Annotated in this window: 22 protein-coding genes and 1 tRNA gene; 11 read left to right on the plus strand and 12 right to left on the minus strand. The window is 59.7% G+C overall.

The window, feature by feature from the left end; translation table 11 throughout:
- Nucleotides 1-162: 162 nt before the first annotated feature.
- The gene (locus ACNSPV_RS12555) at nucleotides 163-1,326 is read left to right on the plus strand and encodes an aminotransferase class I/II-fold pyridoxal phosphate-dependent enzyme (RefSeq protein WP_348583140.1); all 1,164 of its coding nucleotides are present in this window, start codon (nucleotides 163-165) and stop codon (nucleotides 1,324-1,326) included.
- 38 nt (nucleotides 1,327-1,364) lie between these two features.
- On the opposite strand, the gene ACNSPV_RS12560 is transcribed toward ACNSPV_RS12555, so the two are convergent.
- From ACNSPV_RS12560 to ACNSPV_RS12570, 3 genes are all read right to left on the minus strand, one after another.
- Nucleotides 1,365-2,327, minus strand: a complete 963-nt coding sequence (locus tag ACNSPV_RS12560; RefSeq protein ID WP_348583139.1) for a D-2-hydroxyacid dehydrogenase — start codon at nucleotides 2,325-2,327, stop codon at nucleotides 1,365-1,367.
- Nucleotides 2,328-2,349: 22 nt separating this feature from the next.
- On the minus strand, nucleotides 2,350-2,988 hold the full coding sequence (locus ACNSPV_RS12565) for a hypothetical protein (protein ID WP_348583138.1): 639 nt from the start codon (nucleotides 2,986-2,988) through the stop codon (nucleotides 2,350-2,352).
- Nucleotides 2,989-3,075: 87 nt separating this feature from the next.
- A complete protein-coding gene (locus ACNSPV_RS12570) occupies nucleotides 3,076-3,801 on the minus strand; it encodes an NAD-dependent protein deacylase (protein WP_339395204.1) in 726 nt (241 codons plus the stop codon).
- Between the two features lie 87 nt (nucleotides 3,802-3,888).
- Here ACNSPV_RS12570 and ACNSPV_RS12575 point away from each other — a divergent pair, with 87 nt between their 5' ends.
- Complete coding sequence (locus ACNSPV_RS12575) at nucleotides 3,889-4,359, plus strand: methylated-DNA--[protein]-cysteine S-methyltransferase (protein ID WP_249237021.1); 471 nt, start codon at nucleotides 3,889-3,891, stop codon at nucleotides 4,357-4,359.
- A gap of 68 nt (nucleotides 4,360-4,427) precedes the next feature.
- Here the strand turns inward: ACNSPV_RS12575 and ACNSPV_RS12580 are convergent, their stop codons facing one another.
- Nucleotides 4,428-5,438, minus strand: a complete 1,011-nt coding sequence (locus ACNSPV_RS12580; RefSeq protein WP_348583136.1) for a GDSL-type esterase/lipase family protein — start codon at nucleotides 5,436-5,438, stop codon at nucleotides 4,428-4,430.
- Between the two features lie 349 nt (nucleotides 5,439-5,787).
- Here ACNSPV_RS12580 and ACNSPV_RS12585 point away from each other — a divergent pair, with 349 nt between their 5' ends.
- Nucleotides 5,788-7,011, plus strand: a complete 1,224-nt coding sequence (locus ACNSPV_RS12585; RefSeq protein ID WP_339395206.1) for a 6-phosphofructokinase — start codon at nucleotides 5,788-5,790, stop codon at nucleotides 7,009-7,011.
- An 80-nt stretch (nucleotides 7,012-7,091) separates the two neighbouring features.
- On the plus strand, nucleotides 7,092-8,324 hold the full coding sequence (locus ACNSPV_RS12590; RefSeq protein WP_348583135.1) for a 6-phosphofructokinase: 1,233 nt from the start codon (nucleotides 7,092-7,094) through the stop codon (nucleotides 8,322-8,324).
- Nucleotides 8,325-8,423: 99 nt separating this feature from the next.
- Here ACNSPV_RS12590 and ACNSPV_RS12595 read toward each other — a convergent pair whose 3' ends face one another.
- The 6 genes from ACNSPV_RS12595 to ACNSPV_RS12620 all read right to left on the minus strand — a co-directional run bounded on the left by ACNSPV_RS12595 (nucleotide 8,424) and on the right by ACNSPV_RS12620 (nucleotide 15,319).
- Nucleotides 8,424-9,740, minus strand: a complete 1,317-nt coding sequence (locus ACNSPV_RS12595) for a 2-hydroxyglutaryl-CoA dehydratase (protein ID WP_348583134.1) — start codon at nucleotides 9,738-9,740, stop codon at nucleotides 8,424-8,426.
- A 50-nt stretch (nucleotides 9,741-9,790) separates the two neighbouring features.
- The gene (locus ACNSPV_RS12600) at nucleotides 9,791-12,730 is read right to left on the minus strand and encodes an acyl-CoA dehydratase activase (protein WP_339395209.1); all 2,940 of its coding nucleotides are present in this window, start codon (nucleotides 12,728-12,730) and stop codon (nucleotides 9,791-9,793) included.
- A 361-nt stretch (nucleotides 12,731-13,091) separates the two neighbouring features.
- Nucleotides 13,092-13,937 (minus strand): HAMP domain-containing sensor histidine kinase, encoded by an 846-nt coding sequence (locus tag ACNSPV_RS12605; RefSeq protein ID WP_348583132.1) that lies wholly within the window; start codon nucleotides 13,935-13,937, stop codon nucleotides 13,092-13,094.
- Nucleotides 13,938-13,963: 26 nt separating this feature from the next.
- Entirely contained in the window at nucleotides 13,964-14,701 is a 738-nt protein-coding gene (locus ACNSPV_RS12610; RefSeq protein WP_348583130.1) for a response regulator, read from the minus strand.
- Nucleotides 14,691-14,996, minus strand: coding sequence for a hypothetical protein (locus tag ACNSPV_RS12615; protein ID WP_348583129.1), 306 nt, complete (start codon nucleotides 14,994-14,996; stop codon nucleotides 14,691-14,693). Before ACNSPV_RS12615 ends, ACNSPV_RS12610 begins: the two co-directional genes overlap by 11 nt.
- A gap of 182 nt (nucleotides 14,997-15,178) precedes the next feature.
- Complete coding sequence (locus ACNSPV_RS12620) at nucleotides 15,179-15,319, minus strand: hypothetical protein (RefSeq protein WP_348583128.1); 141 nt, start codon at nucleotides 15,317-15,319, stop codon at nucleotides 15,179-15,181.
- Between the two features lie 226 nt (nucleotides 15,320-15,545).
- Between ACNSPV_RS12620 and ACNSPV_RS12625 the strand changes: the two genes are divergently transcribed.
- From ACNSPV_RS12625 to ACNSPV_RS12635, 3 genes are all read left to right on the plus strand, one after another.
- Nucleotides 15,546-18,851, plus strand: a complete 3,306-nt coding sequence (locus ACNSPV_RS12625; RefSeq protein WP_348583127.1) for an ATP-binding cassette domain-containing protein — start codon at nucleotides 15,546-15,548, stop codon at nucleotides 18,849-18,851.
- 121 nt (nucleotides 18,852-18,972) lie between these two features.
- Nucleotides 18,973-19,800: an RNA methyltransferase gene (locus ACNSPV_RS12630; protein WP_339395216.1), complete on the plus strand. Its 828-nt coding sequence runs from the start codon at nucleotides 18,973-18,975 to the stop codon at nucleotides 19,798-19,800.
- 62 nt (nucleotides 19,801-19,862) lie between these two features.
- Nucleotides 19,863-19,936: transfer RNA gene (locus ACNSPV_RS12635), tRNA-Ala, on the plus strand.
- A gap of 119 nt (nucleotides 19,937-20,055) precedes the next feature.
- Here the strand turns inward: ACNSPV_RS12635 and ACNSPV_RS12640 are convergent.
- Both ACNSPV_RS12640 and ACNSPV_RS12645 read right to left on the minus strand, forming a co-directional pair.
- Complete coding sequence (locus ACNSPV_RS12640; protein WP_348583126.1) at nucleotides 20,056-20,571, minus strand: nitroreductase family protein; 516 nt, start codon at nucleotides 20,569-20,571, stop codon at nucleotides 20,056-20,058.
- Between the two features lie 98 nt (nucleotides 20,572-20,669).
- Entirely contained in the window at nucleotides 20,670-21,578 is a 909-nt protein-coding gene (locus ACNSPV_RS12645) for a hypothetical protein (protein WP_348583125.1), read from the minus strand.
- 340 nt (nucleotides 21,579-21,918) lie between these two features.
- Between ACNSPV_RS12645 and acpP the strand changes: the two genes are divergently transcribed.
- Genes acpP through ACNSPV_RS12665 form a run of 4 tightly spaced genes read left to right on the plus strand, consistent with a single transcriptional unit; the run spans nucleotide 21,919 to nucleotide 24,939 of the window.
- Complete coding sequence (gene acpP, locus ACNSPV_RS12650; protein ID WP_249237033.1) at nucleotides 21,919-22,146, plus strand: acyl carrier protein; 228 nt, start codon at nucleotides 21,919-21,921, stop codon at nucleotides 22,144-22,146.
- A gap of 11 nt (nucleotides 22,147-22,157) precedes the next feature.
- The gene (gene accD, locus ACNSPV_RS12655) at nucleotides 22,158-23,030 is read left to right on the plus strand and encodes an acetyl-CoA carboxylase, carboxyltransferase subunit beta (RefSeq protein WP_339395219.1); all 873 of its coding nucleotides are present in this window, start codon (nucleotides 22,158-22,160) and stop codon (nucleotides 23,028-23,030) included.
- Nucleotides 23,027-23,980 (plus strand): acetyl-CoA carboxylase carboxyltransferase subunit alpha, encoded by a 954-nt coding sequence (locus ACNSPV_RS12660; RefSeq protein WP_249237035.1) that lies wholly within the window; start codon nucleotides 23,027-23,029, stop codon nucleotides 23,978-23,980. The genes accD and ACNSPV_RS12660 overlap by 4 nt, the downstream gene beginning before the upstream one ends.
- Nucleotides 23,977-24,939 (plus strand): beta-ketoacyl-ACP synthase 3, encoded by a 963-nt coding sequence (locus ACNSPV_RS12665; RefSeq protein WP_348583123.1) that lies wholly within the window; start codon nucleotides 23,977-23,979, stop codon nucleotides 24,937-24,939. The genes ACNSPV_RS12660 and ACNSPV_RS12665 overlap by 4 nt, the downstream gene beginning before the upstream one ends.
- Nucleotides 24,940-25,067 lie beyond the last annotated feature (128 nt).

Here is a 25,067-nt window from a genome sequence, read left to right on the forward strand (position 1 = left end):
CCGTGACTGAGAGGGTCTTCTTCCCGTGAAACATCCTTCGCTTCCCATCACCGAAAGTTGAAACTTTCTCCCCCATCTGCCCTTTTCGTTGCGCAGGCAGGCAAAACGTGCTAAAATAGCCCTATTATCAAAATGATCCGTGTTAAAGAGGGGTATCAGGATATGCAATTTTCCAAACGACTGGATTTGTTCGGCGATGAGATCTTCGCTGCACTGAACGAACGCAAGGTGGAACTGGAAGCTCAGGGCCGTACCATTTATAATCTGAGCGTCGGCACACCGGACTTTGCGCCTGCCGAGCACATCCGCAAGGCCATGATGGACGCAGCCGCCGACCCGCAGAACTGGAAGTACAGCCTGCGCGATCTGCCTGAGCTGCTGGATGCTGTGTGCGGCTACTACAAGCGCCGCTTCGGCGTAGAGATCACGCCGGATCAGGTGGCCAGCTGCGCCGGCAGTCAGGAGGGCGTGGGCCACATCGGCATGGTGCTGTGCGATGAGGGCAACACCGTGCTGCTGCCCACCCCCTGCTACCCGGTGTTCATTGCGGGCAGTCTGCTAGGCGGCGCAAAGCCCTGGTATTACCCGCTGACCAAAGAGCATGGCTTCCTGCCTTACGTGAAGGATATCCCGGAGGATGTGGCCCGCAAGGCAAAGTACATGATCGTCTCCCTGCCCGCAAACCCGGTGGGCAGCGTGGGCACGCCGGAGCTGTACGCCGAGCTGGTGGCCTTTGCAAAGAAGTACGACATTCTCATTATCCACGACAACGCCTACAGCGACATCATCTTTGACGGGGCCGTGGGCAACAGCTTTTTCAACACGCCCGGTGCCATGGATGTGGGCGTGGAGTTCTTCAGCCTTTCCAAAAGCTTCAACGTCACCGGTGCCCGCATCAGCTTCCTTGTGGGCCGCAGGGACGTGGTAGCCGCCTTTAAAAAGCTGCGCGGTCAGATCGATTTCGGCATGTTCCTGCCGGTGCAGAAAGCCGCCATCGCCGCCCTGACCGGCCCGCTGGACATGGTAAAGGCCCAGTGCGGCCTGTACCAGCAGCGCCGCGATGCCCTGTGCGGCGGTCTGCGTTCCATCGGCTGGAATGTGCCGGACAGCCACGGCAGCATGTTCGTGTGGGCTCCCATCCCGGCAAAGTATGCAAAGAGCATGGACTTCTGTCTGGAACTTGTGGAAAAGAGCGGCGTGCTGTGCACCCCGGGTTCCAGCTTCGGTCCCTTGGGCGAAGGCTATGTGCGCTTTGCCCTCACCCTGCCGCCAGAGCGCATTGCCGAGGCGGTGCAGTCCATCAAAGAGAGCGGTATCCTGAACTAAAAAATAACGGGAACGTCCATGCGGCGTTCCCGTTATTTTTATGCGTTCACAATGTTCTCTCCTGCGCCATCCAGCCATGTGCGCAGGTTGTTGGTGGTAATGTCCATCAGCCGCTGCAGAGCTTCGTTGGTGGCCCATGCGATGTGCGGCGTCAGCAGGGCGTTGGGCAGGCCCCGCAGCGGACTTTCCTGCGGCAACGGCTCGGTGCAGAATGCGTCTGCCCCGTAAAAGGCCAGCTGCCCGTTTTTCAGCGCATCGGCCACGGCCTGCTCGTCCACCAGCGCACCGCGGGCAGTGTTCAGCAGGATCATGCCGGGCTTTGCCCTGGCAAGGGAGTCTGCATTGACCAGTCCGCGCGTGGCGGGCGTGGCCGGGCAGTGCAGGCTGAGCACATCGCTGCGGGCCAGCAGGGTGTCAAAGTCCACGAACTCCACCCCGTCGGCGGCGTACTCCGGCCGCACGGTGCGGGTACACACCAGCACATCCATGCCAAAGGCTCTGGCAATGCGGGCGGTCTGCCGCCCAATGCTGCCGTAGCCGTAGATGCCAAAGGTCTTGCCCAGCAGCTCTACCTGCGGCAGCAGTCGGTAGGCGGCGGGATCTTCGGTGCGCCACCGGCCGTCCTGCACAAGACGGTCATAGCGGTCGGCACACTGGCAGATGGCCAGCAGCAGGCTGAAGGTCATCTGCGCCACACTGTGCGTAGAATAGCCCGGCACATTGGCCACAGCCACGCCATGGCGGCGGCAGGCCTGCAGGTCAAGGTTGTCGGTGCCGGTGGCAATGATGCCCACCCACCGGAGCTTCGGACACCGGGCCAGAACGGTTTCGTCGATGCGGCACTTGTTCAGGAACACGATCTCTGCATCCCCGATGCGCGGCACCACCTCCTCCGGCGCGGTGCGCCCATAGCGGGTGACGTCCGGCACCAGCACTTCCACGCCCGACCAGTCCAGATCTCCCTGCTGTATGGCATAGTCTTCCAGAATAACTGCTTTCATTTGAACTTCCTCCCCTTTTATTTTACACAGGATACAGTGCCAGCACCGTGCCCTGCGGGCTCTCGCGGCTTTCCAGCGCGGCATAGCCCCGGGCCAGCAGGATGGCAATGTGCACCCGGTCTGCCAGCGGCACCCAGACCGGCGGCTGGTTCTGTCCCAGACAGCCCGCCTGCAGCCAGAAGCAGGGGGCCAGACTGTCCAGCGGGCGGATAGCCCGCAGCGCGAACCCCTGCCGCAGGTACAGCGGCAGCACTTCTTCGGCAGCGCACTCCACCACAGCCCACCGCACCCGGCCCCGGGCCAGCTGTTCCTGCCGGGCGGCGGCAGCAGCCAGCAGCGGTGCAAGGGTCCCGGCGGCACGGCTGTCCGGCCCGGCCGCCGGGGTGAGAAAGTACCCGCCCGCCGTGCAGCCCCAGCCCAGAAAGCGGCGCAGGGCAGCCGCTGCGGCTACATCGGCGTCCATGGGCAGCAGGATGCATCCGGCACCGGGAGCGCCCCGCACACCGCCGGTGCCCCATGCCTCGCCTACTGTCAGCATCCGCAGCACCTCGCTGCGCGGGCGGTACACACAGCTCACTTCACCTCTGACCAGCTGACAGAACTCTTCTGTTGAAAGCCGCCTTACCTGCCGCATGCGCGGCGGGTCACAAACCTGGATCATTTGATTTCCCCCCATTCTTTTCGTTATGCACTCAGCATACCGGACCGGGGGCGAGAATCGGCGCGAAACAGGGCCGTTCTTTTTGTTTTACAGATCCAGCGTTACGTCCTCGCTCAGCACCTGACCAATGGGCTTTGCAATGCACAGGTCGGCTTCGGCATCGGCCCCGGTGGGCTGCATGTTGATGACCACCAGATGGTCGCCCCGGAAGTACCGGATGAGCCCCGCTGCCGGGTACACCACCAGACTGGTGCCGCCGATGATGAGGGTATCCGCATGACGGATGGCGTTCACCGCGCCGGACAGCACCTCTTCGTCCAGCCCTTCCTCGTACAGCACCACGTCGGGCTTTACGATGCCGCCGCATTCGGTGCAGCGGGGCACGCCGGTGCTGTCTGCAATAAAGTCCACATCGTAGAATTTGCCGCATCGGGTGCAGTAGTTGCGTAGGGTGCTGCCGTGCAGCTCGTACACCGTGCGGCTGCCCGCCGCCTGATGCAGGCCGTCGATGTTCTGGGTGACGACCGCTTTCAGCCTGCCCTCCCGTTCCAGCTTTGCCAGCCGCAGATGGGCCGCGTTGGGCTTTGCCCCCTTCACGATGAGCTTATCGCGGTAAAAACGGTAAAACTCCTCCGGGTTCTCCTCCCAGAAGGTGTGGCTCAGGATGGTTTCCGGCGGGTAGGCGTACTTCTGATGATAAAGTCCGTCCACACTGCGGAAGTCCGGGATGCCGCTCTCGGTGGAAACGCCCGCCCCGCCAAAGAACACGATGCTGCTGCTTTTGGCAATGATCTCTTCCAATGCCTGTACCATAACAAAAAACGCCCCTTTCGCCGGATGTACATTTGTGTTAAGATAGCTTTAGTATAACACAAACTCACAGGAAAGGAAGCGCAGCTTTTGAACGTCTGGTATGTGAACAGCATTCTGGGCACCTTCCGGCTGGAAGAGGAGGACAATGCCATCTGTGGACTGGCCCTCTGCCCGGACGGGGTGCCGGAGCTGGAGCCCCTGCCCCGCAAGGTATGCGAGACGCCCCTTCTGCAGGAGGCCGAGGAACAGCTGAACGAATACTTTGCCGGGGCGCGCAGGGAATTCGACCTGCCGCTGGCCCCCAAGGGCACCCCCTTCCAGAAAGCGGTCTGGGCCGAAATGTGCCGCATCCCCTACGGCGAGACCCGCACCTACGGCCAGCTGGCGGCTGCCATTGGCAGGCCCTCTGCCTGCCGGGCCGTGGGCGGAGCCTGCCACAGCAACCCCATCGCCATCCTTCAGCCCTGCCACCGGGTGGTGGGCCGCAGCGGCCGCCTGACCGGCTACGCCTACGGCGTGGAGATGAAACAGTATCTGCTGGAGCTGGAACAGGGGTAAGCCTTGCAAACGAAAAAGAGCCATTGCACACCCGTTTTGTGCAATGGCTCTTTATTTTTCACTCCGTTTTACTGTGCGCTGTACACGCTGCCCATCGTCCAGGAATTGTCCGCGCTGTACTTTGCATGGTTGCGCAGGTAGGTGACCCACGCGCCATAGCCGTTGCCGGCGCTCAGATGCACACCATCCGGTGCGGCAAGCATCTCCTTCAGGTTGCCCTCGCCGTCTGCAAGCGCCTCCCACAGGTCCAGATAGACGCAGCCCTTGCTGGCTGCCATCTGAGCCAGCTGCTCGTTCACCCCGCGCAGCACATCGGTGGCAAGGCCCGGCTTTTCTGCTGCCACAGTGGGCCGCACCGGCGGGATGGACTGCACGTAAATGGTGCAGCCATCGCCCAGCGTCTGGCGCAGCAGATCCAGCATCTGGCCGTAGTAGGCAAGGAAGCGGTCTGACGCGCCCAGTGTGGTGAGGGTGTTGGTGCCCAGCAGGATATACAGCTTTCTGGGCTGCGCTGCGGCCAGCACATCCAGTGCCACCTCCTGCCCGCGGGTGGGACTCTTGACCGCGCTGCGGTTCACGATGGCATCCGGGCCCACGCCGGTATAGCCGCAGATGAGCGCCCCGCCCAGATTGATCTGGTAATCCGAGAAGCCCACGGTCAGGCTGTCGCCCAGAAAAGCCGCATCCGCAAAATAGCTCAGATCCACCTGCCCACAGCTGGGCTGACGGATCACACTGGCGTCATAGGCCTTTACGGTGTACGCTCCGGCGGTCTGCTTTGCCGGGCCAAATGCTTCCAGGGTGACAGCGTCCGGCGTGCCGATACTGCTGTCCGGTGCGGCACTGCTGCTGTCTGCCTCGCCCTGCATGGGCAGCGGGGCCAGAATGTTCTCGGCAATGCCGCCTGCATTGGTGGACGGAGTATCGTCCGCGCCCTCTGCGCCATTTTCCAGAATGGCGGTGATGGCGTAGGATACCAGCAAAATTGCGATCACTGCGCCCAGAAAGCGCAGCCTGCCGCTGACGGTGCCGTGCCGTGACCGGCGCGGTGCCGAATGATATTCGTGTGAAATGCCCATGGTTTTTCCAGCTTTCTCCAATTTTCCCCCGCAGAGGGGGACTTTTACCGCCCCCAGAGCGGTCTGTTTTTTATTTTATCATAATTTTTTTGCCTGTGCAACCAATTGGGTCTTGCATACAACAGGTAAAACGGGTACAATAAGGATGTGGCAATTTTGCACATTTTACAAAAAGCGTGTGCACATGCCGCAAACTTTTTTGTATCACTTGCAAGGTGCGGTCTGTTTACCGTCGGTCTGCGGGCAGTGCAGGGCCTCAGGACCATTTTCCCATGCAAAGCGGCGCGGAAGCCGTATCTTGCAGGCGGCGTAAAAATGATAAGAATGAAATTTGCAAAAGGAGGTTCTCATGGCCAAGAACGTGATCATTGGTCAGAGCGGCGGCCCTACCGCCGTGATCAACTCCAGTCTGGCGGGCGTGTACAAAGCAGCCTGCAGTCTGGGCGCAGACAAGGTGTACGGCATGAAGTACGGCATCGAGGGTCTGCTCAAGGAGGAAATGCTGGAGCTGAACGTCCTGCTGGACGACCGCATGAGCATCGAACTGCTCAAGCGCACCCCGTCCAGCTATCTGGGCAGCTGCCGTTACAAGCTGCCGGACCCGGATGTGGACTCCACACCCTTCATCAAGCTGTTCACCCTGTTTGACAAGTACGACATCTGCGCGGTGTTCTACATTGGCGGCAACGACTCCATGGACACCATCGCAAAGCTTTCCCGCTACGGTGACCGTGTCGGCAGCAGTGTGCGGTTCATCGGTGTGCCCAAGACCATCGACAACGACCTGTGTCTGACCGACCACACCCCCGGCTACGGCTCTGCCGCCAAGTACATTGCCACCATTTTAAAGGAAGTCATCCGGGATTCCTCCGTGTATGACATCCGCAGCGTGACCGTGGCCGAGATCATGGGCCGCCACGCGGGCTGGCTGGCCGGTGCGGCCTGCCTTGCCGGCGGCGACGACTGCGAGGGCCCGGATCTGATCCTGCTGCCTGAGGTGCCCTTCGATCAGGACAAGTTCCTTGCCCGGGTGGACGAGCTGCAGCGCCGCAAGTCCAACGTTATCATCGCTGCCAGCGAGGGCGTCAAGACTGCCGACGGCACCTATCTGTGCGATCTGGTGTCCACTGCCGGTCAGCTGGATGCCTTTGGCCACAAGGCCGTGCTCAGCGGCACCAGCCGCTATCTGTCCGACCTGATCCACGATAAACTGAACTGCAAGAGCCGCGCCATCGAGTTCTCCACCCTGCAGCGCTGCGCCAGCCATCTGGCCAGCCGCACGGACGTGAACGAGGCCTACGCTGTGGGCGGTGCCGCAGCAGCCGCCGCCTTTGCGGGCGAGACCGGCCGCATGATCGCGCTCAAGCGCATTTCCGCTTATCCCTATCAGTGCATCACCGAGTCGGTGGATGTGCAGCAGGTGGCAAACCTTGAAAAGAAGGTGCCGCTGGACTGGATCAGCCCCGACGGGATGCAGGTGACGGCTGCTTTTGAGGAGTATGCCCGTCCGCTGATCCTGGACGAGGTGACCCCCGTTTACGTCAACGGCACCCCGCGCCACATCCGTCTGTAACCCCTTTTCCCGCGTCTGTTTTCGTGCATCCTGCACGTAATATATTGCCGAAACAGAAAAACAAAAAAGGAGAAATCATCATGGGTAAAAATGCAATCGTTGGTCAGTCTGGCGGTCCTACTTCCGTCATCAATGCAAGTCTTGCGGGCGTCTTTGAGAGCTGCAAGAGCCGCGGCGCAGACATCGTCTACGGCATGTGCAATGGCGTTGCCGGTCTGCTGGAGGAGCGGGTGGTGGATCTTTCCACCGTGCTGACGGACGATCTGGACATCGAGCTGCTCAAGCGCACTCCGTCCAGCTTCCTCGGCAGCTGCCGCTACAAGCTGCCCGACTGGCATGAGGACGAGGCCGTCTATAAAAAGCTGTTCGCCATTCTGGAAAAGCTGAACATCGGCTACTTCTTCTACATCGGCGGCAACGACTCCATGGACACCATCGGCAAGCTGGCCGAGTACGGCGAGCGCATCCAGAGCGACATCCGCTTTATGGGCGTGCCCAAGACCATCGACAACGACCTGATGGTCACCGACCACACCCCCGGCTACGGCTCTGCTGCCAAGTACATCGGCGTGGTGATGAAGGAGATCATCCGCGACGCCACCGTGTACGGCACCAAGTACGTCACCGTGGTGGAGATCATGGGCCGCAATGCAGGCTGGCTGACCGCTGCCGCTGCTCTGGCAAAGAGCGACGACTGCGAGGGCGTGGACATGATCTGCCTGCCCGAAGTGCCCTTCAATGTGGAGCACTTCATTGAGAAGGTGCGCGTGATGCAGGAAAAGAAGCCCAGCATCGTGATTGCCGTGTCCGAAGGCGTCAAGCTGGAAGATGGCCGTTACGTCTGTGAGCTGGCCGACGATGTGCACGCTGTAGACGCCTTTGGCCACAAGGCCCTGACCGGCACCGCCCGGTATCTGGCCAACGTGGTGGCCCGCAATCTGGACACCAAGACCCGCTGCATCGAGCTTTCCACCCTGCAGCGCTGCGCAGGCCATCTGACCAGCCGCACCGACATCACCGAGGCCTATCAGGTAGGCGGTGCTGCTGCCAAGGCTGCTTTTGAGGGCGTCACCGGCCAGATGGTGGCCCTGAAGCGCATCTCCAACAGCCCGTACCAGTGCACCACCGAGCTGCACCCCATCAGCGAGGTGGCAAACCTCGAAAAGAAGGTGCCGCTGAGCTGGATGAACGCCAACCACACCCAGATGACCGATGAATTTCTGGCTTATGCCCGTCCGCTGATCCAGGCCGAGCTGACCCCGCTGTACATTGCCGGTCTGCCCCACCACATCTATATGAAGAATCAGAAGTGATCTCTCCTGCATTGATTTTTCTCAAGGCATGATAAAAGCCCGTCCGAGTTTTACGCCCGGACGGGCTTTTTGCATTTCGGTATTTTCCGCTTCAGCAGCTCAGACCACTGCGCCGACTTTGGGTGCGCCGCCTGCGATCTCCTCTGCCGTCAGGGGCCTTGCCTCCACCGGGGCATTCAGGCGCTCCTTGGCCACTGCCAGCATCAGCTTGATGCGGTTTTCCTGATTGACCTTGGTGGCACTGGGGTCGTAATCGATGGGGGTAATGTTGGCACTGGGATACAGGGCGCGGATCTTGTTCACCATGCCTTTGCCCACGATGTGGTTGGGCAGGCAGCCGAAGGGCTGGGCACACACGATGTTGCCATAGCCGCCCTGCACCAGTTCGATCATCTCGGCGGTCAGCAGCCAGCCCTCGCCCATCTTGGCACCCAGCGAAATGATGCCCTTGGGCTTTTCCACCAGCTCCTTGAAGGGGCCGGGGGCGTAGAAGCCTGCGTCGGCCTCGGCCTTGAGCATGGCGCGCTCGATGCCATCCAGCCAGTTGAGGAACTGATCGATGCCGATTTTCACCGCCAGCTTGCCGCCGTACAGCACATGATCCTCGCCCATGTTGAAGGCGCAGTACTGCACAAAGCCCATCAGGCCCGGGAAGTTCACCTCACAGTCCTGACTTTCCAGAAACTTCTGCAGGTCGTTGTTGCCCAGCGGGCTGTACTTGACATAGATCTCACCCACAACGCCCACCTTGACCTTAGGCACCCGGGTAACGGGGATGGCGGCAAAGTCCTTTGCGATGAGGGGGAAGGTGTGCTTCATCTCCCCGGCGGTGTAGCCCTTGCCCGCCAGCAGCACACGGCCAAGACGTTCCACCCACAGGTCTACCATCTTATCGGCAGCACCCTTCTCGTTCTCGTAAGGTGCCACCTGATTGCGCAGGGCGCACAGCATGTCGCCGTAGAAAATGCAGGCCAGTGCACGGCGGGCCAGCGGCAGGGTCATCTGGAAGCCGCTGTCCTTTTCCAGACCCGAGAAGTTCAGGCTGGCCACCGGGATCTGCGGATAGCCCGCCTTGACCAGTGCCTTGCGCAGCAGATGGATGTAGTTGGAAGCACGGCAGCCACCGCCGGTCTGGGTGATGAGCAGGGCGGTGTGGTCCAGATCATACTTGCCGCTGTTCAGTGCGTCCAGAAACTGGCCAATGACCAGCAGGGCCGGGTAGCAGGTGTCGTTGTGGACATATTTCAGGCCCAGCTGTGCCACGGCACTGCCGCAGTTGCCCAGGATCTCGCACTTGTAGCCGTCGTAACGCAGGGCGTACTCCAGCAGGCGGAACTGGGTAATGGCCATGTTGGGGATGAGGATGGTATGGGTCTTCTTCATCTCCGGAGTAAATTTGGGATAATTGTATTCCATAGGTTCCTCCTATGTTGCTTTTTTAAAAAGCCTTTTGCGCTCTCTCTATTTTATTCTGCCTTTTCTGCAGCTACCTCGTCCCGCTCATCCAGAGCGGCAAACAGGCTGCGCAGACGGATGTTCACGGCACCCAGATTGGTGATCTCGTCGATCTTGAGCTGGGTGTAGAGCTTGCCGCCCTCCTGCAGGATCTCGCGGGTCTCGTCGGTGGTGATGGCATCCACGCCGCAGCCAAAGGACACCAGCTGCACCAGATCCATATCCTTCTGGGTGGTGCAGTATTTGGCGGCGGCATACAGGCGGCTGTGGTAGGTCCACTGGTTCAGCACGCTGGTGGGGAACTTCTGCACCCGGTTGGAGATGCTGTCCTCGGTAACAACGGCAGCGCCGTGGCGGGTGATAAGGCGGTCGATGCCGTGGTTCACCTCGGGGTCCACATGGTAGGGGCGGCCTGCCAGCACGATGATGCGCTTGCCCTGACGGCGGGCTTCATCGATGATCTCGCTGCCCTTCACCCGGATCTTTGCCATGTGGGACTCGTATTCCGCATAGGCGGCATCCGCTGCGGCCTGCACCTCTTTTTCCGAGATGCCGCCGAAGTACTTGGGCAGGATGTTCTTTGCCATCTTGTGCACAAAGTCCTTGGGGCGGTGGATGCCCACATAGTCATAGATGAACTTGGTGCCTTCCAGCTCCGGGCAGTTGCCTGCCAGAACCTCGGGGTAGTAGGCCACCACCGGGCAGTTATAGTGGTTGTCGCCCAGTCCCTCGTCCACATTGTAGGTCAGGCAGGGATAGAAAATGGCGTCCAGCTGCATCTGGCTCAGAGCCTTGATGTGGCCGTGGCTCAGCTTTGCCGGGAAGCAGGCGGTGTCGCTGGGGATGGTGGCCTGACCGGCCAGATACAGCCCGCGGCTGGACACCGGACTGGTGTGCACCGCAAAGCCAAGCTTTGTCCAGAAGGCCCACCAGAAGGGCAGCAGCTCGTAGAAGCCCAGACACAGCGGGATGCCGATGGAGCCGCGGCTGCCGGGCACCGGCTTATACTCGGCCAGCAGCTGCTGCTTGTAGGCGTAGAGGTTCAGGCTGTCGTCGGCGCTCTTGCCGGTCACGGGCTTGTCGCAGCGGTTGCCGGAGATGTACTTGCGGCCGTCCGCAAAGGTGTTGACGGTGAGCTGGCAGTGGTTGCCGCAGCCGCCGCACTTGACGCTGACCACCTTCTGCGCAAAGGCTTCCAGCTCCTGCTCGTTCATCATAGCAGAGGCGGCCTGTCCGCTCTTATGGCTCTGGCGCAGACCGTACAGCGCCGCACCATAAGCGCCCATCAGACCGGCGATGTCCGGGCGGATGACCTCCACCCCCATCTCCTTTTCAAAGGCGCGGAGCACGGCTTCATTATAGAAGGTACCGCCCTGCACCACGATCTTGCGGCCCAGCTCTTCCGGGCTGGAAGCGCGGATGACCTTGTACAGTGCGTTCTTGACCACGCTGATGGACAAGCCTGCCGAGATGTTTTCGATGCTGGCACCGTCCTTCTGGGCCTGCTTGACCGAGCTGTTCATGAACACGGTGCAGCGGCTGCCCAGATCCACCGGGCGGTCTGCGAACAGGCCAAGGCTCGCAAATTTCTTCACATCGTAGCCCAGTGCCTGTGCAAAGGTCTGCAAAAAGCTGCCGCAGCCGGAGGAGCAGGCTTCGTTCAGGAAGATGTTGCTGATGGCTCCATCCTCGATCTTGAAGCACTTCATATCCTGCCCGCCGATGTCGATGATGAAATCCACATCCGGCATGAAGTATTTGGCGGCGGTAAAGTGTGCCACCGTCTCCACCAGACCGTAGTCGCAGCGGAAGGCGTTCTTCACCAAGTCTTCGCCGTAGCCGGTGGTGGTGACGCTGGCCACCTGCAGGCCCGGGTGCTCCTTGTAAATTTTGAGCAGCTGCTCCCGGATCAGGGGCAGCGGGTTGCCCAGATTCGGCTGATAGTTGGTGTAGAGAATCTGGCTCTTCTCGTCCACCACCACCAGCTTGACGGTGGTGGAGCCGGAGTCGATGCCGATATGCACCGGGCCGCACTGGGCACTGAAGGGCACGCGGGGCACGCTGTGGGACATGTGGCGGGCATGAAAGGCCTCGTATTCCTCCTTGCTGGCGAACAGCGGCGGCTCGCTGGCATAGGTGGCAGTGGCAGCATACTGATCCAGCGCATCCGCCACCTCGGACAGAACAAAAGACTTGTCGGCATAGAGGGCAGCACCCAGTGCCACATACAGCAGGCTGTTCTCCGGGCAGGTGCCGGTCACGTTCAGCGCTTCGTCAAAGCTTTTGCGCAGCACGCTGCTGAAAGTGAGCGGGCCGCCCAGATACAGGATATTGCCCTTGATGGGACGGCCCTGTGCAAGGCCTGCAATGGTCTGGTTGACCACAGCCTTATAAATGCTGGCAGCAATGTCCTCGGTGCGGGCGCCCTGATTGATCAGCGGCTGCACGTCACTTTTGGCGAACACGCCGCAGCGGGAGGCGATGGTGTAGGTGCGCTGGGCATTCTCTGCCGCTTTGTTCATCTCGTCGGCACCCATCTTCAGCAAAGTCGCCATCTGGTCGATGAAGGCGCCGGTGCCGCCGGCGCAGCTGCCGTTCATGCGCACCTCGGTGCCATTGGTCAGGAACAGGATCTTGGCATCCTCGCCGCCCAGCTCAATGACACAGTCCGTCTGGGGCACAAAGCGCTTGACCGCCACGCGGGTGGAGAACACCTCCTGTACAAAGGGCACGCCGCAGCTGTCGGCCAGACCCATGCCCGCCGAACCGGAAATGCTCAGCAGCGCCTTCTGACCGTGCATCTGCTCGGCATCGATGCGGCGCAGCAGCTCCTGCGCCTTTTCCAGAATATGGCTGTAGTGCCGTTCGTATGTAGAATACAGCAGCGTATCATGTTCATCCAGCACCACACACTTGATGGTGGTGCTGCCGATGTCAAGACCTACTCTCACGTCGTTTTCCTCCTAAGGACAAATGCCGGAGACGACGTCCCCGGTAAAAGGCAAAGCAATTTCTTTACCAAAAATTAGTTTGGTAACGAATCATTCATTGAATCGCATACAGCTGTATTATAATCCAATTCTGTGGTGCAATCAATGCATGTGCTTCATTTTACACGGAAAAAATAGTATTTTCCGCGCAAAAAGTTAAACATTTTGTGAACTTGTCCAGATTGAAACGGCGGCATCTGCAGCTCAGTCTGCAAACAAAAACTGCTGCACAGGCGCTCTCCCATGCAGCAGTATCTTCTTCCTATTTATCATGCAGCAGTGTCTTCTTCCTATTTATAGAGCAGGCTTCAGCACCGGTTCTTCACAGGTCTTCCGTGCCGCCGCGCTCCGGCATGGTGCGCAGCTCCCGCACCAGCATATTGCGCAGCTGGTATTGCTGCTGCGTCCGCACCGGGCTGCAGTCCGAACGCAATTCCACGGTCGGTTCCGGCATCGGTTCATCACACAGCGGGATGGTCACGACGGCCCGGGTGCCTTTTTCCGGTGCACGCTGTTCTACCTGCAGGTCCCAGCCCATACGGCGGCAGCACTCGCGGCAGAGCAGCAGGCCAAGCCCGGCCCCGCCCAGAAAGCAGCGGCGGTTTTCCAGCCATGCTTCCCTGCTTGTTTCCGGCAGGCCGCAGCCGTCATCCAGCACGGTCAGCTGCCAGAAACTCTCACACCGGCGCAGCGTCAGCTGCACTTTGCCGCCTGTGCCGCAGGCACGCAGCGCATTGGAGAGCAGATGCAGGCACAGCAGCTCTGCATCGCTGCAGTCGGCCATCACACGGCAGGACGTCAAGCCGCCATAGTCCAGCGTCAGCTCCACATTCAGCTGCTCCTGCACCATATCGGCCTGCGCTGCGATCTGCTGCAGCATCTGGCACAGATCCAGCGGGGAAAGCTGCGGGGGCTCTTCTGCACGCAGAAAATCCAGCAGGGTCATCACTTCGTTCATCGTGCGGTCCAACCGTGCCGCAGCGGCGCTGATGTCATTCACAGCCTGCCGGGTCTGCTCATCGGCTCCGACCCGTGCAAGGTGCTGCTCCAGATATTCGCAGTTGCGTCCGACCAGTCCCAATGCATGGAAGCAGGCCTGTTCCACATCTTTCTGCGGGATCGCCTGTGCCGTCAGTGCTCCCGCGTCGTTTTGCCACTCTTGCTCCATACCTTTACGCCTCCAAAGCCTCCTGCTCAGCCGCCTTTCTGATGCTGAAGATAGTTTTTGACTGCATAGATCAATTTGCCGGTCGTGGGCTTTTCGTCTGTAAAGCCGCTTTTTTCTTTGAACGCCAGCCATTCTGCGGTGGGTCTGGCTTCCAGCTGATCGACCATGCGCCGGATCCCGCTGTCCACGGCAGAGACCGACACCTCATACTGTTCGCCCACCGCCTGCAGGATCTCCTTGCGGATCGCCAGCTTCTGGATGGTGCCATACACCACGCCCACTGCGCTGGACAGATAGCGGCTATTCATGTCCGGCTGCCGGATTCCCCAGCCCTCGTACAATTCCTGACACCTGCGTTCCATCTGCCGGTTCTGCCGTCCCGGCATCCGGTACAGCTCCCACAGCAGGCTTCTGAGCTCCGTACGGCCAACATAACACAGGCCTTCGCCGGACTCCGGGCAGAGGATGCTGCTGTTCTGCCGCCGGGCTTCATCGATCATCAATACCGGGGGCCTTGCTTCCGTGGTGCGGAGCTCCGTCAGAAGTTCCAGCCCGCTCATATCTTCCAGCTGGCTGCAAAGGATCACTGCGTCGAATCTCCGGCCCTGCTGCAGCTGCTCCAGCAGGCGGCTGCCGTTCTGAAAGCAGGTGCACTCTGACCCGGCGCATTGCTCCTGTATGTAATTCTTTTGTACCCGCAGTTCCTTGCGGTCGTAGCTTCCAAGGGCGATCTGCAGCGTTCTGTCTGTGTTCTCATTCTCCACACAACGCGCCGCCTTTCTGCCTGAGCTGTTCTGTGTCGGCCAGTTCCTCTACCACATCCTGCCAGATCTCCGGCTGGACGCCATTCTCACACAGATACCGCAGGATCCGGTAGCCGAATTCCGGTGCCGCCGCGATGTACCGGCTTTCCATGCACTGTCGGCTCCCGGTGCGGCAAAGGGTCAGACGACAGCCGCTTTCGTCGTCCGCATCCATCGAATACACCAGCGTATACGCCTTCTGCAGTCCGTCAATTGCCGAAAACTGACGGATCATAGGTGAAAATGTACGTTCCATAATTCTTCCTCCTTGCTACAGGGTTCCGCAGTATTTTACTGTATTCCCTGTTTTTCCTGTTTTGCTGTAAAAGCTTTTCCGAGTATATTTTAAGGAGCAAAAAGGAAGTGGTACAACCCCGAAGAAGTGTCTATTTTCATCAGGCTGCATTTTTACGCCATACTTTATTTTTTACAACTTTTTTACAACGCATGTCCATTTTGACCAGCATTTACCACGGTTTTTAGCATCTGGTCTCTTTTGTCCGGCCCGGCCATGCCGCTTTTTGCTTTTTCAGCGGCATCTCCTGCTCTTAAAATAGCACGAATGCGACGCAAATTCAACTTTTCGACTCATTTTCCCGGTCTTTTCCCGTTTTGGACAGCCGGTCTCTGCCAACAGCACATAATTTTATCCATTCCGCAGAAATTCTCACCCGGTTATACACAGTTTTTTCATATTATTACGGTAAAATGAAAGGGTATGACATTCTGCGCAGAGCGCAGCTTTTGACAGTTCATTGGAAAGAGCGGCACCGTTCCTGTGGGGAGCGGCCGGAAAGGCTTGCACATGCTCCAACTCAAACACATCAAAAAAGAATACAAGACCGGCGATCTGGTCCAGAAAGCACTGGATGACGTCAGCCTGAACCTGCGGGACAATGAATTTGTTGCCATTCTCGGCCCCAGCGGTTCCGGCAAGACCACCCTGCTGAACATCATCGGCGGCCTGGACCGCTACGACAGCGGTGATCTGATCATCAACGGTGTTTCCACCAAAAAATACACCGACCGCGACTGGGACTCCTACCGCAACCATACCATTGGTTTTGTGTTCCAGAGCTACAATCTGATTCCCCACCAGACGGTACTCTCCAACGTAGAGCTGGCACTGACCATTTCCGGCATTTCGGGTGCGGAGCGCCGCAGCCGGGCCGCCAAAGCACTGGAACAGGTGGGTCTGGGAGACCAGCTGCACAAGCATCCCAGCGAGATGTCCGGCGGTCAGATGCAGCGGGTGGCCATTGCCCGCGCTCTGGTGAACAATCCCGACATCCTGCTGGCGGACGAGCCCACCGGTGCACTGGACAGCGAGACCAGCATTCAGGTCATGGAGCTGCTAAAGGAGGTGGCCAAAGACCGCCTTGTGGTCATGGTCACCCACAACCCGGAGCTGGCCGAACGGTATGCCACCCGCATCGTCCGTCTGCGCGACGGCATCATCCAGTCCGACACGGCCCCCTTCCTGCCGGACGATGCCGTGCTGGCCCCGCCGGTGCACAGGAATCTGGGCCATTCCTCCATGTCTTTGCTGACGGCCCTTTCCCTGAGCTTCAACAATCTGCTCACCAAAAAGGCCCGCACCCTGCTCACCGCATTTGCCGGTTCCATCGGCATCATCGGCATCGCGCTGATCCTCTCACTCTCGGCCGGTGTGAGCAATTATATCCAGGACATGGAGCGTTCCACCCTTTCGGAGTATCCGCTGCAGATTACCTATAACGGCATTGACCTTGCCGCCCTGCTGAACCCGGAGAGTTATACCACTGCCGTTGCCGATACCACCGGCGTCGGCAGTGTATCGTCCTCTTCCGCCCCGGAGGGAATGGTCACGGTGCGGGAGCTGCTTTCCCAGCTGACCGAGGACACCTCCAATTCCAACGACCTTGCCTCCCTGAAAGCCTATCTGGACAGCCCGGACTGCCCTATCCCGGAGGACGCTGCTTCCATCGAGTACACCTACGGCTCCTACCCGCTCATCTACCGCCAGAATAAGGACGGCACCGTGCGTCAGGTGTATCCGGACAGCACCATCTCTTCCCTGAGCAACACCGCCTCTGCTGCCGGTATCGTCTCCTCCATGACCAACCAGAATGTGTTCACCGAAATGGCCGAGGCGCCCTCTCTGTACGAGAACCAGTACGACGTCAAGGCAGGCCGCTGGCCGAATGGTGCCAACGAAGCCATTCTGGTGCTGAACGCAGACGGCAGTGTCAGCGACTATGCGCTTTACCTGATGGGCATTGAGGATGAAAACGTGATGCTGCGTTTTCTGGAAGCATATTCCAGAGACAAAAACACTCCTGCGCCCACCGGTTACAGCACCTATCCCTACGAGACCTTTGTGGGGCTGAAGTTCAAGATACTGACCCTTTCCGACCTTTATGCCTATGACGAGGACCGCCAGATCTGGCGCAACCAGTCCGGCGATGAAGCCTTCATGGAACAGGCCGTTGCCGACAGCCCGAATCTGACCATCGTGGGCGTCGTCCAGCCCAAGCCGGACGCCAGCTCCACCATCCTGCCCACCGGCGTTGCCTATTCCCATGCGCTGACCTATTACGCCATCGACCATGCCGCCGAGAGCGAGGTCGTAAAGCAGCAGCTTGCCCACCCGGATACCAACGTGCTCACCGGTGAACCCTTTGACACGGAGCAGCAGGACAAGAGCAGCCTTGATTTTTCCTCCCTGTTCTCTGTGGACACCGATGCGCTGAAGGATGCCTTCCAGTTCGACGCCAGCAAGCTGCAGTTTGACCTGAGCGGCGCGTTCAATTTGACGAACGGCTCCTTCGACCTTGCGTCCATCATCGATCCGTCCTCCTTCCAGCTGGATATGAACGATCTTGACCTGAGCGACATCGACCTGAGCGATGTGCAGCTGCCGGAGATGGATTCGCTGGATCTGAGCCAGCTGTTCGCGGACATGGACATGTCCATTTCGCAGGATGCGCTGCAGGAACTGATGAAGAACGTCATGAACGGCTACAAGCGCTATATCATTGGCAACGGCATCCTGAATCTGGACAAGATCGGTTTCTCTTCCTATATGGAGAGCGACATGTTCAAGCAGATCCTTGCCGAATCCATGGGCAGCCTGCTGGATACCTCCGGCCTGCAGGATCAGTTCACTGCATCGCTGCAGCAGAACCTGCAGGGCATCATGGCCCGCTATCTGGAAAGCTATTCCCAGCAGCTCACCCAGAAGCTGGGCGAAGCCTTGCAGGAAAAGCTCACTGCCGCCATTCAGGCTCAGATCGGCACCGTGATGCAGCAGCTGATGCGCCAGCTGACTGCGCAGTTCAGCCAGCAGCTGCAGACCGCGATCCAGAAGAACATTTCCAAGCTCAGCAGTCAGGTGGAAGACGCACTGCAGATCGACGCTGCGGTGTTCCAGAATGCCGTGCGACTGAACATGAGCACCGACGATCTGGTGGATCTGGTCAAGCTGAACCTGCAGTCCGGCTCCACCACCTACAACAGCGTACTGGGCTCGCTGGGCTACTCTGATTACGCATCGCCCGGAGCCATCTGGATCTATCCCAACAGCTTTGAGGCCAAGAACCGCATCGTGGAAAACCTGAACGCCTACAACGCCTCCATGCGCGAGCAGGGACAGGACGACAAGGTGATCGTTTTCTCCGACACGGTCGGCACCCTGATGAGCGCCGTGACCAAGATCGTGGGCATGGTCAGCAACGTACTGGTGGCCTTTGTGGCCATCTCGCTGGTGGTCTCCTCCATCATGATCGGCGTCATCACCTATATCAGTGTGCTGGAGCGCCGCAAGGAGATCGGCATTCTGCGCGCCATCGGTGCTTCCAAGCACAACGTCTCGCAGGTGTTCAACGCCGAGACCTTCATCATCGGTCTGTGCTCCGGCGTGATCGGCGTGGGCCTGTGCCTGCTGCTGCTGATCCCCGGCAACATGCTCATCCATTCCATTGCCGGTACCAACAGCGTCACTGCCGTGCTGCCGCCCAGGGCCGCATTGATCCTGATCGTACTGGCCACCCTGCTTACCATCCTCGGCGGCCTGCTCCCCGCCCGCAGCGCAGCCAAGTGCAACCCTGTTACCGCACTGCGCTCCGAATAAATCTGTCCTTGCAGGCCGGTGTCCCCGCGTGGGATGCCGGCCTGTTTTGGGTATGGAGTTTTGCATTCCCGCCCGGGTTGTGCTAGAATAAGAAAAAAGCTTTTCCAAAGGAGATTTCCTTATGCCGAATATCATTGAGATCACCGACCTTTCCGCGCCGGAGCTGGACATCTACGCCCGCCTGACGCAGGCGCAGTTGCGCAGCCGTCTGGAGCCGGAAAAAGGTATCTTCATTGCCGAAAGCCCCAAGGTGATCGCCCGCGCACTGGATGCCGGGTACACGCCGCTCTCCCTGCTCATGGAGCGCCGACAGATCACCGGCCCTGCGGCAGAGATCCTGACCCGCTGCGGCGATGCGCCGGTGTACACCGCTGACCGTGACACGCTGGCCAGCCTGACCGGCTTTGAGCTGACCCGGGGTGTGCTGTGCGCGTTCCGCCGTCCGCTGCCCCGCAGTGTGGAAGAGGTCTGCCGCAATGCGCGCCGGGTGGCCGTGCTGGAAGGCATTGTGGACTCCACCAATGTGGGGGCCATCTTCCGCAGTGCCGCCGCGCTGAATATGGACGCGGTGCTCATCACCCCCTCCTGCTGCGACCCTCTGTGCCGCCGGGCAGTGCGCGTGAGCATGGGCACCGTGTTTCAGGTGCCATGGGCACAAATCGGTGCGTCCCCTGCCGACTGGCCGGAGAACGGCATCGCACAGCTGCACGCGCTGGGCTTCCGGACTGCCGCCATGGCCTTGAGCGACCGTTCCGTGAGCATCGATGATGCCGTCCTTGCCGCCGAGCCCAAGCTCGCCATCGTTCTGGGCACCGAGGGCGATGGCCTTGCCCCCAGCACCATTGCCGCCTGCGACCACACCGTGAAGATTCCCATGTCCCACGGCGTGGACTCGCTGAACGTTGCCGCCGCCAGTGCTGTGGCCTTCTGGCAGCTGGGCCGCCGCTGAAACAGCACATAATTCTCTTGACAAATCATCCGAACAGAGTTACACTAACAGCGTCACCATATGGGCCTGTAGCTCAGTTGGGATGAGCGTTCGGTTCGCATCCGAAAGGTCAAGGGTTCGACTCCCTCCAGGTCCATGATCTATAAAAAGAGAAAGTCTCCATGTTCAACCGCATGGAGGCTTTTCTTTTTTGTCCTGCAGAAAAATACCGGCAGAGCCCGTATCAGAAGGCCCTGCCGGTATTGTATTATCCGATCACAGATATGCTACCGTATCCGCAAGCGGCTTGCGGGAGCCATGGTTCGGCAGCGGCACAGCGCCCGGTGCGGCATGGCCCAGATCCATGATCATCAGGATCTCTTCATTTTCGGGCAGGCCCAGCTCTTTTGCCAGCTGCTCCGGATCAAAAAAGTTGACCCAGCAGCTGTCCACGCCTGCATTGGCAGCGGCCAGGATCATGTGGGTGGCCACGATGGTGGCATCCTCCACACCGGAGTCCCGCCTGCCGCCGGGGTAGGTGAACACATTGGTACGGTCAAACGCCACCACCAGACAGGTGGGTGCATTGTAGCGGCATGGCGTTGCCTTGTCGATCTTTGCAAGCCCCTCTGCCGACTGGATCACATAGATCTTCTGCTCTTGAAAATTCTTGGCAGTCGGCGCCACACGGCCTGCCTCCAGGATCTCGGTCAGCTTTGCGGCGTCCACCGCCTTGCCTGCATCAAAATTTTTGCAGGAATACCGGTTCCGGACTACTTCTGTAAATTCCATGCTCGTGTTCCCTCCTGTTTGTTCGGTTTTCTGCGCTCATTATAGCACATCACTGCACTGAAGAAAAGCCGCTGCGCATATTTTTCCGCCGCTTTAGCTCAGAACAGATCCAGCATACTGTCCAGATAGATCGCCTCCCGCACCTGCAGCTGATATTCCGGCTTTGTCATGTAGTACAGCAGAAATTCCAGGATCAGCGCACTGCCAAGGCCTCTGCCTTCGATCTTGAAATGGGAAAAGCCCATGGGCAGGTAGGTCCTGCAGATTTCCTCCGTCCCGATAAACGCCGGGCTCTGCATTGCTTTGGAAAAGCGGTAGCCCTCCTGTGCATCGGGTGCGGTACATACGTGCTCCGGGCAGGCTTCGCCAAGGTTTTTGCGGCTGACGGTCTCATAGCACCGCTTCCGGTCTTTGCAGCCGGGCCAGCAGCACTCATTGCAGAGAAATTCCACCTTATTCTTCCGGGCCTGCGGCAGTCCTTTGAGCTGGTCAAACGCTTTGTTCAGACGGAAATCCGGCACCACAAAGCGGAACTCCTCCCGTTCCAGTTCCCTGCGCAGCTGGGCAAACTCCGTCAGGACCTTGGTGGTGGAGGACACAAAGTAAAAACCCGGGTACCGCGCTTTCAGGTACTCCAGCAGCAGCTCCGAGTGTACGATGACCCCATTCTGCACGCCGCTGCCCGCTTCAAACAGCGCACACAGGGCATTGCATTTCGGGTCGCGCAAGTGCTCCTTCTGCAGCAGTGAATTGCTGAAGGTGAGCCGGGCAGAGATGCCGTACTCCCGCAGCAGCGCCCGCACCTCTTTTGCGCTCTGGTCACCAAAGCCTGCACGGCCCCCGCCCCAGATGCAGTCTGCCGGGGCTCCGTAGATGGAACCGATCTCGCACCAGTCGTAGAAATACGCGCGGTGCTCCCGGAACAGGGGCAGAAACACACGGTACAGCTCATAAAATTCAAACAGGCCGGGCAGATGATAGTATGCCTTGCCGCCAAGATCGTTCATCGTTTTGCGCTCTCCTCCAACAGGCCGACCAAGGGCCATGATCTGCTTTTATTGTACCACGCTTCGCCAAAACAGAAAAGAGGGGGGTCTGCCCCCCTCACGGAAATCAGCTTTTGCAGCCGAACCCGGAGCGAAAGCCTTTGTGTGGAAGATCGATCTCCGTGTTCCGCCGCCCTCTTTATAAAAAGGAAGAGAACTGTGTCAAAATTGTAAAAGATAAATTATTTTAACTATTATTCTTGACTTATCCAACAGTTCGGCTATAATAGTCGTGTTCGCAAGAAACATCAAAATATTTAGTTAAAAATACAAACTTAACAAAACAAAGGAGACTACTACCATGACGTTTGAAGAAATGAAGAAGATCGTTGTCGATACCCTGAACTGCGACGAGGACAAGGTCACGATGGAGGCCAGCCTGACCGAGGATCTGGAGGCTGACAGTCTGGACGCTGTGGAGCTGAACATGGCTCTGGAGGATGCCTGCGGCGTGTCCATCCCGGACGAGGAGCTGGCAAAGCTCAAGACCGTGGGCGACATCTTCAACTACATCACCGCACACGTCTGAGGCAAAAAGCGATGAACGATATCCGAGATCTGTTCCCCGGCCGGATGCGGGAGCGCACCTTCCAGCTGAAAGCCAAGCGGGACGCCGGGGCCGTCTGGCACGAGCCCCAGTTCGTGGAGTGCAAGCAGTGCGGCCGCCGCGCAGCACGCACCCTGTGGACCAAAAGCCTTTTCGTCTGCCCCAACTGCGGCTATCACATGCCCATCGGCGGATACTACCGGCTGAGTCTGGTATTGGATCACGGCAGCTTCCGGGAACTGGATGCAGACCTGCCTCCGCAGGATGTGCTCAGCTTTCCGGACTACAGCGAGAAGCTTGCTGCCGCCCAGAACAAGACCGGCCTGCGCGAAGCCGCTGTCACGGCTACCGGCCGCATCGGCGGGGTGGCCTGCGTGGCAGCCGTGCTGGACAGCCGCTTTTTCATGGGCAGCATGAGCACTGCTGTGGGCGAAAAGATCACCCGCGCAGTGGAATACGCCGCCGCCAAGCGGCTTCCTCTGGTCATCTTTTCGGCCAGCGGCGGTGCGCGGATGCAGGAGGGCATTTTCAGCCTGATGCAGATGGCCAAGACCAGCGCCGCCATCCAGCGGTTTTCCGCAAAGGGCGGGTTGTACATCAGTGTGCTCACCCATCCCACCACCGGCGGCGTGACCGCCAGCTTTGCCAGCCTTGGCGACATCATGCTGGCAGAGCCCGGTGCGCTGATCGGTTTTGCCGGGCCCCGGGTCATTGAACAGACCATCGGCGAAAAGCTGCCTGCCGGATTCCAGCGCAGCGAGTTCCAGATGGAGCACGGCTTTGTGGATCAGGTGATCCCCCGCAGCCAGCTGCGGGATACCCTGATCCAGATCTTACAGCTCCACACAGGAGGAAAGCACGAATGATCAAAGAAATTCTGGAACAGCTGGCTCCGCTGGACGCCCAGATCGCCGCGCTGAAGGGCCGCGGCAACGACATGGAAGCCATCACAGCGCATGCGTCCGAACTGGCTGAGCTGGCCGTGGAGGAGGACGAGATCCTGCGCACCTGCGGCCCGCTGACCGCCGAGGACCGGGTGTTTCTGGCCCGACATCCGGAACGCCCCCACATCGATGAGATCGTGAACGCATTGTTCACCGATTTCTTTGAGCAGCGCGGCGACCGTCAGTGCAAGGAGGACCCTGCCATTCTGGGCGGCATCGCCCGTTTTCACGGATTGCCGGTGACGGTCATCGGCCACCGGAAGGGTGCTACGCTGGAAGAAAATCTGGCCTGCAACTTTGGTATGCCGGGGCCGGAGGGCTACCGCAAGGCTCTGCGCCTGATGAAACAGGCGGAAAAGTTCGGCCGCCCCATCATCACCTTTATCGACACCCCGGGCGCTTACCCCGGAAAGGACGCCGAGGAGCGTGGTCAGGGCGAAGCGATCGCACGGAACCTGATGGAAATGAGCGGCCTGACTGTGCCGGTCATCGCCGTCGTTACCGGCGAAGGCTCTTCCGGCGGCGCGCTGGCTCTGGGCGTGGCAAACCGCATCCTCATGCTGGAAAACGCCGTCTACTCTGTCCTCAGTCCCGAGGGTTTTGCCAGCATCCTGTGGAAGGATTCTTCCCGCAGCGGCGAAGCCTGTGAGATGATGAAGCTGACGGCGCAGGATCTGTACCGCGGCGGCATTGTGGAGCAGGTGATCCCGGAGCCGGTGGGCGGCGCACAGCGCGGCCATGCCGCCCTGTTTGAGACGCTGGACGAAGCACTGCGTGCAAACCTGAGAGAGCTGTGCCGCATGAGCGGCCGGGCGCTGGCCGATCAGCGCTATAAAAAATACCGTCAGATCGGAGAAACGAGGAACCCATGAACGCTGCTTTGCGCTTGATAGCCACCGGCGGGGCACTGCCCGGCCGGACTGTCACGAACGAAGATCTGAGCCGCATGGTGGACACCAGCGACGAGTGGATCACCACCCGCACCGGCATCCGCGCCCGGCACTGGTGCGGCGAGAACGAATCCGCTGCCACCCTTGCCATTGCTGCCGCAAAGCAGGCGCTCAGCCGCAGCGGCCTTGCCCCGGCAGACATCAGCTGCTGCATCTGTGCCACCCTTTCGGCACCGGATGCGACCCCCAGCGTTGCCTGCCAGATCCAGGCAGCGCTGAGCCTGCCGGAAAACTGCCCGGCGCTGGACGTAAACGCGGCCTGCTCCGGCTTTTTGTATGGCACCGCCGTGGCACGCGGGCTGCTGGCAACGATGGGCGGGCGGTATGCCCTTGTGGTGGGCTGTGAAGCTCTCTCCCGCCTGATAGACCCAACCGACCGTTCCACCTGCGTATTGTTTGGCGATGGGGCCGGTGCAGCCGTCTTTGAGCTGACTGCAGCCTCCGTGCCCTTTGCCGTAACACTGGGTGCCCGGGGTGATGCCGCCATTCATGCCGGCGGGCCCAACCGCGAAGGCTCTGCCCCCATCACGATGGATGGCAAAGCGGTGTTCCGCTTTGCAGTGGATGCTCTGCCCAGATGTCTGCACGCTGTGCTGGAAGAAACCGGCAAAACACTGGATGAACTGGACTGGGTGGTCTGCCATCAGGCCAACAGCCGCATCATCGACCACTGCGTGCGGGCGCTGAAGGCCGACCCGGCAAAGTTCTACAAGAACATGGAGCGCCACGGCAACACCAGCGCCGCCAGCATCCCGGTCGCCCTCAACGAGCTGGCCGAGAGCGGGCAGCTGAAGCCGGGCCAGCTGCTGACCTGCATCGGCTTTGGCGGCGGCCTGACATGGGGCGGAATGATCGTGGAATATGACCCTCTCAGGCGCTGACGCGCCAGCTCCCCCGAAGGGGGAGCCTTATGGGCGGGTAGGGTCAGCGTGCTTTCCAAGAGAAGGTCTGGCTGACAGAAAAGCAGAAAAAAGCTCCCCCGAAAGGGGAGCTGGCAATGCCTTACGGC

The organism is Faecalibacterium sp. 3 (assembly GCF_048323735.1).
In the GTDB taxonomy this organism is placed as follows: Bacteria; Bacillota; Clostridia; order Oscillospirales; family Ruminococcaceae; genus Faecalibacterium; species Faecalibacterium wellingii.

What these genes read in the sequence shown, in the direction of transcription:
- ACNSPV_RS12555 (WP_348583140.1), top strand. Translation starts at nt 163, where the DNA reads ATGCAATTTTCCAAACGACTGGATTTGTTCGGCGATGAGATCTTCGCT.
- ACNSPV_RS12560 (WP_348583139.1), bottom strand. Translation starts at nt 2,327, where the DNA reads ATGAAAGCAGTTATTCTGGAAGACTATGCCATACAGCAGGGAGATCTG.
- ACNSPV_RS12565 (WP_348583138.1), bottom strand. Translation starts at nt 2,988, where the DNA reads ATGATCCAGGTTTGTGACCCGCCGCGCATGCGGCAGGTAAGGCGGCTT.
- ACNSPV_RS12570 (WP_339395204.1), bottom strand. Translation starts at nt 3,801, where the DNA reads ATGGTACAGGCATTGGAAGAGATCATTGCCAAAAGCAGCAGCATCGTG.
- ACNSPV_RS12580 (WP_348583136.1), bottom strand. Translation starts at nt 5,438, where the DNA reads ATGGGCATTTCACACGAATATCATTCGGCACCGCGCCGGTCACGGCAC.
- ACNSPV_RS12585 (WP_339395206.1), top strand. Translation starts at nt 5,788, where the DNA reads ATGGCCAAGAACGTGATCATTGGTCAGAGCGGCGGCCCTACCGCCGTG.
- ACNSPV_RS12590 (WP_348583135.1), top strand. Translation starts at nt 7,092, where the DNA reads ATGGGTAAAAATGCAATCGTTGGTCAGTCTGGCGGTCCTACTTCCGTC.
- ACNSPV_RS12595 (WP_348583134.1), bottom strand. Translation starts at nt 9,740, where the DNA reads ATGGAATACAATTATCCCAAATTTACTCCGGAGATGAAGAAGACCCAT.
- ACNSPV_RS12605 (WP_348583132.1), bottom strand. Translation starts at nt 13,937, where the DNA reads ATGGAGCAAGAGTGGCAAAACGACGCGGGAGCACTGACGGCACAGGCG.
- ACNSPV_RS12615 (WP_348583129.1), bottom strand. Translation starts at nt 14,996, where the DNA reads ATGGAACGTACATTTTCACCTATGATCCGTCAGTTTTCGGCAATTGAC.
- ACNSPV_RS12625 (WP_348583127.1), top strand. Translation starts at nt 15,546, where the DNA reads ATGCTCCAACTCAAACACATCAAAAAAGAATACAAGACCGGCGATCTG.
- ACNSPV_RS12630 (WP_339395216.1), top strand. Translation starts at nt 18,973, where the DNA reads ATGCCGAATATCATTGAGATCACCGACCTTTCCGCGCCGGAGCTGGAC.
- ACNSPV_RS12640 (WP_348583126.1), bottom strand. Translation starts at nt 20,571, where the DNA reads ATGGAATTTACAGAAGTAGTCCGGAACCGGTATTCCTGCAAAAATTTT.
- ACNSPV_RS12645 (WP_348583125.1), bottom strand. Translation starts at nt 21,578, where the DNA reads ATGAACGATCTTGGCGGCAAGGCATACTATCATCTGCCCGGCCTGTTT.
- acpP (WP_249237033.1), top strand. Translation starts at nt 21,919, where the DNA reads ATGACGTTTGAAGAAATGAAGAAGATCGTTGTCGATACCCTGAACTGC.
- accD (WP_339395219.1), top strand. Translation starts at nt 22,158, where the DNA reads ATGAACGATATCCGAGATCTGTTCCCCGGCCGGATGCGGGAGCGCACC.
- ACNSPV_RS12660 (WP_249237035.1), top strand. Translation starts at nt 23,027, where the DNA reads ATGATCAAAGAAATTCTGGAACAGCTGGCTCCGCTGGACGCCCAGATC.
- ACNSPV_RS12665 (WP_348583123.1), top strand. Translation starts at nt 23,977, where the DNA reads ATGAACGCTGCTTTGCGCTTGATAGCCACCGGCGGGGCACTGCCCGGC.